Annotated in this window: 12 protein-coding genes; all 12 read right to left on the bottom strand. The window is 49.8% G+C overall.

Features of this window, described 5'->3' with window-relative positions; all coding sequences use genetic code 11:
* A partial coding sequence (locus tag DXB70_RS12710; RefSeq protein WP_182448453.1) for a translation initiation factor IF-2 N-terminal domain-containing protein occupies positions 1 to 495 on the bottom strand: 495 nt, incomplete at its 3' end.
* Positions 496 to 568: 73 nt separating this feature from the next.
* The gene (locus tag DXB70_RS12705; RefSeq protein WP_107000578.1) at positions 569 to 877 is read right to left on the bottom strand and encodes a ribosomal L7Ae/L30e/S12e/Gadd45 family protein; all 309 of its coding nucleotides are present in this window, start codon (positions 875 to 877) and stop codon (positions 569 to 571) included.
* Positions 864 to 1139: a YlxR family protein gene (locus DXB70_RS12700; RefSeq protein ID WP_117796229.1), complete on the bottom strand. Its 276-nt coding sequence runs from the start codon at positions 1137 to 1139 to the stop codon at positions 864 to 866. Before DXB70_RS12700 ends, DXB70_RS12705 begins: the two co-directional genes overlap by 14 nt.
* Positions 1140 to 1244: 105 nt before the next feature.
* Complete coding sequence (gene nusA, locus DXB70_RS12695; protein ID WP_118468288.1) at positions 1245 to 2435, bottom strand: transcription termination factor NusA; 1191 nt, start codon at positions 2433 to 2435, stop codon at positions 1245 to 1247.
* A 23-nt stretch (positions 2436 to 2458) separates the two neighbouring features.
* A complete protein-coding gene (gene rimP / locus DXB70_RS12690; RefSeq protein WP_118468290.1) occupies positions 2459 to 2926 on the bottom strand; it encodes a ribosome maturation factor RimP in 468 nt (155 codons plus the stop codon).
* Positions 2927 to 3061: 135 nt separating this feature from the next.
* On the bottom strand, positions 3062 to 3718 hold the full coding sequence (gene fsa, locus DXB70_RS12685) for a fructose-6-phosphate aldolase (protein ID WP_107000581.1): 657 nt from the start codon (positions 3716 to 3718) through the stop codon (positions 3062 to 3064).
* Between the two features lie 147 nt (positions 3719 to 3865).
* The gene (locus DXB70_RS12680) at positions 3866 to 4564 is read right to left on the bottom strand and encodes an L-ribulose-5-phosphate 4-epimerase (RefSeq protein WP_107000582.1); all 699 of its coding nucleotides are present in this window, start codon (positions 4562 to 4564) and stop codon (positions 3866 to 3868) included.
* 3 nt (positions 4565 to 4567) lie between these two features.
* Entirely contained in the window at positions 4568 to 6175 is a 1608-nt protein-coding gene (locus tag DXB70_RS12675; RefSeq protein WP_118673429.1) for an FGGY-family carbohydrate kinase, read from the bottom strand.
* Between the two features lie 161 nt (positions 6176 to 6336).
* On the bottom strand, positions 6337 to 7776 hold the full coding sequence (araA, locus tag DXB70_RS12670; RefSeq protein WP_118673428.1) for an L-arabinose isomerase: 1440 nt from the start codon (positions 7774 to 7776) through the stop codon (positions 6337 to 6339).
* Between the two features lie 23 nt (positions 7777 to 7799).
* Positions 7800 to 8912: a GntR family transcriptional regulator gene (locus tag DXB70_RS12665; RefSeq protein ID WP_118673427.1), complete on the bottom strand. Its 1113-nt coding sequence runs from the start codon at positions 8910 to 8912 to the stop codon at positions 7800 to 7802.
* Between the two features lie 32 nt (positions 8913 to 8944).
* Positions 8945 to 9916: an ABC transporter permease gene (locus DXB70_RS12660; protein WP_107000586.1), complete on the bottom strand. Its 972-nt coding sequence runs from the start codon at positions 9914 to 9916 to the stop codon at positions 8945 to 8947.
* 10 nt (positions 9917 to 9926) lie between these two features.
* Complete coding sequence (locus DXB70_RS12655; RefSeq protein ID WP_118472222.1) at positions 9927 to 11426, bottom strand: sugar ABC transporter ATP-binding protein; 1500 nt, start codon at positions 11424 to 11426, stop codon at positions 9927 to 9929.
* Positions 11427 to 11440 lie beyond the last annotated feature (14 nt).

The following is an 11440-nucleotide window of genomic DNA, read 5'->3' as shown; positions in this document are numbered from 1 at the left end:
CTGGCCGTCGCGGTTTCCCTGATAGCCGCTTCTCTGTCCATCACGGTTCTCCGCTGGAGCTGCGCTCTTAGCCGGCTCTGCGGTCTGCTCTGCACTTGCTGCTGCCGGACGGCTTGCCGATGCGCCGGTCTTGGCTGCGTTTCCTGTATTGGCCTTGCCTGCCGGACGGCTTCCTCTCTGTACGCTGTTCTGCGGACGATAAACCGCTGCAATCCGCTTTTTCGGCGGCTCAGTTGTCTTCTCCGCCTCTTTCTTCTCTGCCTCTAACGGCTCTTTCTTTATATCTTCCACTCGATTTGTTTCCGCCTTTCCTGTATCTGTCTTTGACGCTGTCGTCTGTCTCTTTGCTCCTGCAAGGAAACATCTGACTGCTTCTGCCTGTTCCTCCGTCACCTTGGAAGAATGGCTTTTTACGTCAAAATGATTTTTCTGCAGTATCTCTAAAACTTCTTTATTTGATTTGCCAATCTGTTTTGACAACTCATTAACTCTCATGTTTTGCTACCTCCGTTCCGGCACTGCCTTCCCGTTCTGCATAAGCTCCTAAAAGAGCCCGCCCAGAAAAGCGTTAATCATCTAACTTCTCTCTTAACGCCTTTGCAAAACCGGAATCCAAAACGGCCAGAGACGCTCTCATCTCTTTTCCCATCGCGTGTCCCAGCTCTTCTTTCATGCCGAACTGGTACACGGGAACCTTGTAGTATGCACATGAATTTTCAAACATCTTTTTTGTATTATCCGACGCTTCTTCTGACACGATCACCAGATACGCTTTTCCACTCTTGATCGCTTTCTCGGTCATGAACTCGCCGCTTGCCGTCTTACCGGCGCGCGTCGCCAGTCCCAGAAGATTCAGCACCTTTTTACGATTCTCCAAACTGCTCCATCTCCTTTTCCAGCGCCTCATAGACTTCCTTCGGAATCGCCATCTTGAGCGACCGCTCCAGTCCTTTGCTCTTTACCGCCTTTTTCCAGCAGTCCATCGAAGGACAGAGGTAGGCGCCGCGTCCATTCCTACGGCCTGTCGCGTCAATCTCGATCGTATCGTCGGCTGTCTTTAAAACGCGGATCATTTCTTTTTTGCTCTTCATTTCTCCGCATCCGATGCACTGTCTGAGCGGCACTTTCTTTGCTCCCACTGTCTATCACTTCCATTTCTGTCAAATCCCGGTTCTGCTGCTTTCTTTCTGCCAAATCTGCTCGTTCCGCCCGAAATCAGCATCCCCGCACATTATCTGTCAGGATTATTCCTGCTCCGCTGCCGGCTCTTCTGTGCCCTCAGCCGCCTCATTTTCTGCTGCCTCGGCTGCGTCTTCCTCTGCCACGCTGATCAGCGGGTCATCGGTGTAGCCCTCGAAGCCTTCCTCATAACCGCTCTCAAGCTCATCTAAAAGACCGGACTCTCTTGCCTGTGTCTCGCTCTTGATATCGATCTTGAAGCCGGTCAGGCGGGCTGCCAGACGTGCATTCTGACCCTCCTTACCGATTGCCAGGGAAAGCTGGTAATCCGGAACGATCACCTGTGCCTCGCGTGCTTCCTCATCTGCTGCAACCAGGATAACCTTTGCCGGGCTTAACGCGTTCTCAATCAGGAATGCAGGGTTGTCATCCCAGTTGATGATATCGATCTTCTCACCGCGCAGCTCATTGACAACCGCGCTGACACGCGCGCCGTTTAAGCCGACACATGCACCGACCGGATCGACGTTCGGGTCGTTGGAGCTGACTGCCATCTTCGTACGGGAACCTGCCTCACGTGCGATCGCCTTGATCTCTACGGTACCGTCTCGGACCTCGGCAACCTCAGACTCAAAAAGGCGTTTTACCAGATCTGGATGGCTTCTGGATACGGTGATACGCGGGTCGCGCTGTGTCTCTTTTACTTCGATGACATACAGTTTGATACGCTCGGTCGGTTTGAATACCTCGCCCTTTACCTGCTCACTCTCGTTCAGGATCGTGTCGATCTTGCCTAAGTTGATGCTGATGTTGCGTCCTACATAGCGCTGTACGATACCCGTTACGATATCTTTCTCTCTGCAGTGCCACTCCTCATACAGGGCGTTGCGCTCCGCCTCACGAAGCTTCTGTAAGATAACATTCTTCGCGTTCTGAACGGCGATACGTCCAAACTCCTTGGAATTGACAGAGAACTGAACGATGTCGCCCAGCTCATACTTGCTGTTTAAGAGCTTTGCCTCTGCCAGGCTTACCTGGGTCATCGGATCCTCTACGGTCTCCACAACCTCACGCTCTGCCACGATGGAAAAATCTCCTGTTTCACGGTTGATGTTTACCTTGACATTATCTGCCCGGCCATAATTGTTTTTGTATGCTGTCAGCAGAGAATTTTCAATTGCTTCTAAAAGAACATCTTTGCTGATATTGTTTTCTTTTTCCAGCAGATTTATTGCCTCAATCAACTCTTTATTCATTTTATTTTATCTCCTCCTACCGTCTAAAAATCAAAGGCTAAACGAATCAAAGCAATCTCTGATTTTTCAAATGTACGCTCGCTGCCGTCCTCCATCGTGATTGTCACAGAATCTGCGTCATAGGACGTAAGCGTTCCTGTAAATTCCTTCTGTTTGTCGATCGCTTTATACAGGCGGATCTCCACATCTTTGCCGATGCTTCTTGCAAAATCTTTCTCTTTCTTCAGAGGACGTCCCAGTCCCGGAGAACTCACCTCCAGTATATAGCTGTCCTCGATGAAATCTTCCTTATCCAGCCATTCACCAAGCAGACGGCTGATTACCTCGCAGTCATCAACGGTAATACCGCCCTCTTTGTCAATGTAGCACCGCAGATACCAGACGCCGACCTCGCGGACATACTCCACATCAACCAGCTCAAACTGATGCTGCTCCAGAACCGGCGTGATCCACGCCTCTACCCGTGCTTCGTACTGCTCTCCCTTTGCCACACCCCCACCACCTTTCTATGAAATTAGAAAGAGTGGACTTTTTTGTCCACTCTTTCCAGTCAGTCTATTATGTTATCGTACCTAGTATAACATGCTTTTTTCGGAAGTTCAAGAGGTATTTCCTATTGTTTCTCTTTATTTACCGAATACAGCCTCATAATCTGCTTTGAATTTCTCGATACCAGCATCGGTCAGCGGGTGTTTTACCATCTGCATCAGAACCTTGAACGGAACAGTTGCGATGTCAGCACCAGCCTTCGCGCACTCGATGATGTGCATCGGATGTCTGGTGGAAGCACAGATAATCTCGGTGGAAATCTCCGGATAATTGTCAAAGATCTCTACGATATCGTAAATCAGGTCTGTACCGTTGGTGGAAATGTCATCCAGACGGCCTAAGAACGGAGAAACGTATGTAGCGCCTGCTCTTGCAGCCAGAAGTGCCTGGTTGGCAGAAAAGATCAGGGTTACGTTGGTCTTGATGCCCTCAGCGGACAGAGCTTTCACAGCCTTTAAGCCCTCGGTAGTCATCGGGATTTTAACAACCATGTTCGGATGAATCTTAGCGATCTCACGGCCCTCAGCGATCATATCCTCTGCCTTCACAGTCGTAGCCTTAACCTCACCGGAAATCGGTCCGTCTACAATGCTGGTGATCTCTTTGATAACCTCATTAAAATCACGGCCTTCTTTTGCAATCAGAGACGGGTTTGTGGTAACGCCACAGATAATACCCATATCATTCGCTTCACGGATCTCATCAACATTCGCGGTATCAATAAAAAATTTCATTTCCCATATCCTCCTAATTTTTATAAGATAGATAGCCAGTATCTCCTATATCTGCTATACATAAGTATACCATACTTGTCCCATCTATTTCCATACTTGAATCTATATTTTACAAATTGTTACTGTTCACGCATACGTGCCCAGTAACTACAAATTCCCCTGTCCGTAATACGCCCCCGGGCCATGCTTCCGCAGATAATGTTTATCCTGCAGGCACTGCGGCGCTTCCTTCACATCCGGATTGATCATCTCGCAGCGCGCCGCCATCTTGGCAACCTCCTCGAGTACAACCGCGTTGTGAACCGCCTCATGCGCATCCTTGCCCCAGGTAAACGGTCCATGGTTCTTACAGAGCACACATGGCACCGCCATCGGGTCGAGCTTCCTCTCCTCAAACAAATCTGCAATCAGCACGCCTGTGTTCCACTCATAATTCTTTAATTCTTCCTCATTTAAGTTTCTCGCGCATGGAACGGAACCATAAATATAATCTGCATGGGTCGTTCCGTAGCACGGAATGTCGCGTCCCGCCTGCGCCCAGGAAGTCGCCCACGGGCTGTGCGTGTGAACCACGCCGCCGATCTTCGGAAAACGGTTATAAAGAATCAGGTGGGTTTTTGTATCAGAGGACGGATTCAGCGTTCCCTCAACGCGGTTTCCTTCCAGATCCATGACAACCATATCATCTGGCGTCAGTTTGTCATAGTCCACGCCAGACGGTTTGATGACAAACAGCCCCTTCTCGCGGTCAATCCCGGAAACATTGCCCCAGGTAAAGGTAACCAGACCGTATTTCGGAAGCAGCATATTGGCTTCGTATACTTCTTTTTTTAATTCTTCCAGCATCGATTAAAACCTTCCTTCTACGGCGCCTCTCTCGGCAGCCAGACCATTGATATAGCTTGTCATAAACGCATTGAAGCCCTCGACATCCTTTGCATCCGGCTCCATCGTCTCCGCCTTTGCATCTGCAAATACCTGCTCATTTAAGTAATCGGACAAGCTCTGTCCCGGCTTCTTATCCTTGCGGTATGCCGCCAGAACCGCGATACCCCAGGCACCGCCCTCACCGGCTGTCTCCATAACGGATACCGGCACATCAGCCGCTGCCGCCATGATACGCTGTCCAACGCCCTTGGTCTTGAAGAATCCGCCGTGGCCCATCAGTTTATCCAGTGTCACGTGCTCTTCCTTGAACAGAATGTCCAGACCATATTTCAGGGTTGCCAGGGAACTGTATAAGTGGGTACGCATGAAGTTTGCCAGCCCCAGCTTGCTGTCGGGATGGCGCATAAACAGCGGGCGTCCCTCCTCGAAGTCGGTGATCGGCTCGCCGGAGAGGTAGCAGTAGGACATCAGTCCTCCGCAGTCTTCATCGCCCTCAAGCGCCTTGCGATACAGGGTTCCAAACAGGGTGTTGCGGTCTGTTTTCTGACCCATCAGCTCATAGAACTCTTCAAACAGACCTACCCAGGCATTCAGATCGGAGGTACAGTTGTTGCAGTGAACCATACCGACCAGATGGCCGTCCGGCGTAGTTACCATGTCAATCTCCTGGTGAACCGTCTCCAGAGTCTTTTCCAGAACAACCATCGCAAACACGGAAGTTCCGGCAGATACGTTACCGGTGCGAACTGCCACACTATTGGTTGCAGTCATACCGGTTCCTGCATCGCCCTCCGGCGGGCACAGCGGGATGCCAGCTTCCAGATTGCCGCTCTCATCCAGCAGCTTCGCGCCTTCCTCAGTCAGCGTTCCCGCCTCATCGCCAGCGCTCAGAACCTCCGGCAGAAGGTCGCGCAGCTTCCACGGATATCCCTTTGGAACCATCATTTCTTCGAACTTATCCAGCATTTCAGCATCATACTGTCCGGTTGCCGGGTCGATCGGGAACATACCCGAAGCATCGCCGACGCCAAGTACCTGCTTGCCAGTCAGTTTCCAATGTACATATCCGGCTAAGGTGGTCAGAAAATGCACGTGGGATACGTGCTCCTCGCCGTTGATCACTGCCTGATACAGGTGTGCAATACTCCATCTCTGCGGGATATTGTAGTTAAACAGGTCCGTCAGGCGTCTTGCTGCCTCGGCGGTCATCGTATTTCTCCAGGTACGGAACGGAACGAGCAGCTTTCCGTCCGCATCAAATGCCATATAGCCGTGCATCATGGCGCTGACGCCCATCGCACCAACCCTTTTAAGCGTTAAACCGTATTGGTTCTTCACATCGGCAGCCAGATCCGCATAGCAGTCCTTTAAGCCCTTCCAGATATCTTCCAGGGAATAGGTCCAGATACCATTTTCCAGACGGTTTTCCCACTCATAGCTCCCCTGCGCGATCGGCGCGGTCGTGCCGTCCGTCAATACTGCCTTGATTCGGGTCGAACCAAATTCAATTCCGAGCGCTGTATTTCCGCTCTCTATGTCTTTCTTGATCTCTTCCGCACTGCGGGCCATATCCATCCTCCTCATTGTAGCAAAAAGGCGCACCGCCGCCGGAATTTTCATCCCCTTGGCTGCGGCACGCCCCGTCATTCATAACTATCTTATTTTCACAATTGTGGTGAAAACTTATGCAGTTACGTTTTTTCAAAAATTTTTATCTTTCAAACGCCCTATTATTTCATAAAGAATTTCTGTAAATCAGCCTCTGTCGTATCTTCGCCGATTGTAATTAACTCGGTACCGGTCAGACGCGCGAACATAGCGATGTCATCTCTCGTCAGAGCGGTAGATACAACGGAGTGATGAGCGCCGCCTGCGTAGCACCATGCAGCCGTACCGATCTGGAAGTTCGGTTTATGACGGTACATAATTCTCGCTACCGGAAGTTTTGGCATCGGTTTCGGCTGTTTTACAAGCTCGATATCTGCACAGATGATGCGGAAATGATCGCCCATATCTACCATCGTTACCTGGATACCATCGCCGGTCACGCCGTCGAAAATCAGTCTTGCCGGGTCTTCCTTGCCGCCGATCCCCAGCGGAATTACATCGATCTCCGGTTTGGTTGCTGCAAATGCCGGCGGAACCTCCAGCATATGGGAAGCTAACTCTAACTCCTGTCCCGGAGTCAGATCGTAGGTGTAATCCTCGATAAAGCCAGTTGCGCCCTCTTTGCCCTCGGACATCTTCATCAGGACTGCAGACAGAGCGGAAATCTTGTAATCACCCTCCGGACCAAAGCCGATGCCTTTGCCCATCAGGTTCTGTGCTGCGATACCCGGAAGCTGCTTTAAGCCGTGCAGATCCTGGAAGGTGTCTGCAAATGCACCGATTCCGTTCGTGGAGAGGAATTTCTCCAGACCCATTTCGTATTTAGCCTGCTCGCGGACAGAATCAATGCGGTCGGTCTTCATTGTATACTTATCGGTATACTCTTTCATCTTCGCGTCGATCTCTTCCTCGGTTACCTGGTTGATGATGTCAACCAGATCGCCCAGTGCATAGTAGTTGCACTCCCAGCCGTATTTGATCTGGCTCTCTACGCGGTCGCCGTCGGTAACCGCCACCTCGCGCATGTTGTTGCCGAAGGAAGCTACCTTTAAGGACTTAGAGTAGGAGATAGCCTTTGCAACGGATGCAAACTGGCGGATCTTTGCTACCACATCGTCATGTTTGTAATATCCAGCTACAACCTCATGCGGAATACCCATTCTGGCAACGATGAAGCCGTACTCACGGTCGCCATGTGCGGACTGGTTCAGGTTCATGAAATCCATGTCGATCTCATCATATGGAAGCTTCTCATTTGCCTGTGTATGTAAATGAAGCAGCGGTTTTCTTAATTCCTGCAGACCTTTGATCCACATTTTTGCAGGGGAGAAGGTGTGCATCCATGTGATAACGCCGACACAGTCATCATCATTGGAAGCTTTCCGCATATCCTGAATACAGATTTCAGAAGTCTCTACGGTTGGAAGAAGTTCGATCTCTGCCAGATCGCCCACTTTTTCGTTTAAGAATGCAACCATCTGACGGCTGTCTTCTGCAACCTGTTTCAGGCATTCCTCTCCGTATAAGTCCTGGGAACCCACAATAAAGTATAACTTTTTCATTTTAATCTGCCTCCTTGTCATTTTCAATGTATATCCCGAACCGAATTTCCGTTGTTAAACATCACTGGAAACCGGTACGAATACTTCTTTTCCTGCCAGTCCGGATCCTCTATCATCCGCAGAAGATTGCGCGCTGTCAGCCGCCCAAGATTGTACTTGGGATGAATCACGGACAGGATCGTGAGATCCCCCTCCTGCGCCGGTCCGGCATCATCAAACGATACCAGGGAAATATCTTCCGGCACACGCAGCCCGCGATCCTTTAAAAAATCCATATAGCTGCCCGCTACCTCGTCGTTGTAGAGGATCATCGCGGTACAGTCCTTCGTCCGGCGGTACATCCGCTGGAGTCCTTTTTTGCTTAATTTTTCTTCCATATCCCGGGTCGAATACCAGCGGATCCAGTCCTCCTGAAAATCGATCCCGAAATCCGACAGGCACTCGATAAAGCCGCGGTAACGCTCGATCCCCTGCCAGTCATCGTATTTGAAAATACCGCCGATCCGGGTATGTCCGTTCTGTATCAAAATCCGCGTCAACTCATAGCCCGCGCGCGCATCCGACATCTCCACGCTGTCAAACGTCTCATTCTGGTAATGATTGTGAATAAACAGCGTCGGAATATTTCTCCGCCGTATCTCCTTGTAAAGCCGCAGATTCGGATTCGGGAAACTGGAACGCGTCCCCTCGATGATGAGTCCGGACACATTGCGCCCCAGCATCCCCTTGAGATACAGGGCCTCATCATTTAAGCGGTTACGCGTGACCGAAACGCTGATCTCATAACCTTCCTCCCGCAGGACGGACTCGATTCCCTCGTACACCTGTGGAAACAGGTAATCTGAAAAATAACTGAGAATCAGTCCGATGCGGGGACGTTCTTCCTTATCCTTCTCCGGCGCATAGGAAACGTATGTGCCGCTTCCCTTGACCCGGGCAATCAGCCCGTCCTGCTCCAGGCGGTCGAGCGCGTTGCGGACCGTCTGGCGGGAGTATCCAAATTTATTCTGGAGCATATGCTCGGATGGAAACTTGTCCATATTCCGGAGCACCCCGCTCATAATCAGCGTCCGACCCCAGTTGTAGAGCTTCTGATATTTAAGTCCACCCTGATTCCGGCTGCTGTTCTCCCTCATACTGTAACCTCCAGATGTCGCTTTTGTCTGTCCTATTTGATAACCTGCAGAGACTGACGGTCTGCGAATACAGCTACGAATATCAGGAATACAACACCCTGGATGAGCTGCATCATCTGTGTGGTAAAGCCCATCATCGTCAGACCACTGTTCAGGACGATGTACAGAAGAGAACCAACGATGATATTCTCAAAACGTACCTTCGCACCACCGGAAATCGGCATACCGCCCAGTACCAGTGCAATCAGGATCTGGGTCTCAAGCTGGTTACCACCGGAAGAAGTAACCGAACCAACCTTGATAACATTGATAAATGCGGCAAATCCTGTGATCGCACCTGCCAGTGTGTAGATAAGGAACTTCATGCGGTCGGTACGGATGCCGGAGAACATCGCTGCTTTCTCACCTGCTCCGATCGCCTTTAAATAAGTACCAAACTTGGTAAAGCGGAATAAAATAAATCCGATAATCAGGACCACCAACGTACAAGCCAGCTTTAATTCAGTGCTGTCGAAGTTGATTAACATCGCAGAGCCGGCTACCGGCGCGTTGGTCGTCAGATATTTGATAAATCCACGGAATAAGAACATCGTACAAATCGTAACGATGAAGGATTTAATCTTGCGGTATACATAGAAGTAACCGTTGATGGCACCGATCGCTGCACCAACCGCGATACCTGCCACAATCGCCAGCGGAATGCTGGTCTTGGAAACCATGCAGACAACGATCGATGCAATACCGAGGATGGAACCCTGGGAAAAATCCAGACCGCCCATCGTCATGATAAAGAATACGCCGGTTGCCGAAATCATAGTGACATACACCTGGGAAAGTACCAGAGGAAGGTTATTCATCATCCGGAAATTCGTCAGGGCATTGAACATAAGAAAGATAATAATCAGTCCCGCAATCGGCAGAAGCGAACGGATCATCGTCATTTTTGATAACTTTTTGAGCTGCTGCTCTTTATTTTCCGTACTTGTCTTAACTTGATTCTCCATTGCATCCTCCTTATACCATCATCGTGATCAGGCTGTTCTCATCCATCGCCTCATCACGTTCCAGCTCACCGCTGATCTTGCCGTCCTTCATGATAATGATGCGGTCGCACATACCAATCAGCTCCATCAGCTCCTCGGAAATCATGATAATCGATTTTCCATTCTTTCTCATCTGGTTCATTAACTGGTAAATGTCCTGTTTAACCTTAATATCAATACCACGGGTCGGACTGTCGAGAACGACAATATCGGAATCTTTTCCAATCCATCTTGCCAGAACGACCTTCTGCTTATTACCACCAGAAAGCTCCGAAACAAACTGGTTTACGTTTACCATCTTGACGGACATCTGTTTTGCAAACTGGTTGGAAAATTCTCTTAATTTCTTATCGCTCAACAGGTGAATCTTGTTTGCCAGCGAATCCAGGGACGGCAGGCAGATGTTGTCGCCAATGCTCTGGTTTAAAACGACCGACTCATTATCACGATCCTTCGATGTATACGCGATGCTGTGCTTGATCGCGCTCGGGATATCGTTGATCTGCGTTCCGTCTGCCAGCTCTACCGTACCGGTTCTGTCATAGGATGCGCCAAAGATTGCTTTGCCGATCTCATGCATACCGGACTCAGACAGACCGCCAAAGCCAAGGATCTCGCCCTTGTGAAGTTCAAAACTGACATCCTCGATGAGTCCCGGAACCGTCACGTTCTTAACAGAAAGAACGACTTCATCTGATACTTTCTCACCGTAATCTGCACGGTAATAATCACCTGTTACCTCACGGCCTACCATCAGACGTTTCAGATCGTCCTCGGTCACATCCTTGCTCTTGACGGTATCAATGTAAACGCCGTCGCGCAGGATCGTGATGGTATCTGACTTCTCCAGAATCTCCGGAAGGTCATGGGAGATAAAGATGACTGTGTTGCCGCTCTCACGGATGCGGTTCATGTGTTTGTAAAGTTCTTCACGGCCTTCCTGGGAAAGTGCCGTGGTCGTCTCATCAATGACAACAATCTTCGGATTGAAGTAGGTCGCCTTTACGATCTCGACCAGCTTCCGGTCCTCGAAATTGTAGTTGTCGATAATGTCTGCCGCCTTGATACGCTCGAAGCCGTACTGTTTCAGAAGCTCCGTCGCCTTTTTATTCATGGCATTTGTATTTTTAATTCCCATATGTACGAACTGATCTTCGTGTCCCAGGAATATATTTTCCGCTACTGTAAGTCCTGACAAGGTTCCTAACTCCTGTACGATGATAGAAACACCCTCGTTGTTGGCTTCTACCTGATTCTTCGGATGAATCTCTTTCCCATCCAGAATGAAGGTACCGCTTCCGATACTGTAGATGCCGGTCAGCATGTTGGTCAGCGTCGATTTACCGGAACCATTCTCTCCGATCAGCGCGTGAACCTCGCCTTTATTGACATTAAAAGACACATTCTGAACTGCCTTCGTGATACCGAAGGACTTGCAAAGATTTTTTACCTGTAATCTTACCTCGCTCATTGCATTTCCTCCCT

Source organism: Clostridium sp. OM05-5BH (assembly GCF_003481505.1).
GTDB classification, from domain to species: domain Bacteria; phylum Bacillota; class Clostridia; order Lachnospirales; family Lachnospiraceae; genus Otoolea; species Otoolea fessa.
Note: the sequence above shows the minus strand (reverse complement) of the source record. Positions and strands in the feature narration are given on the sequence as shown.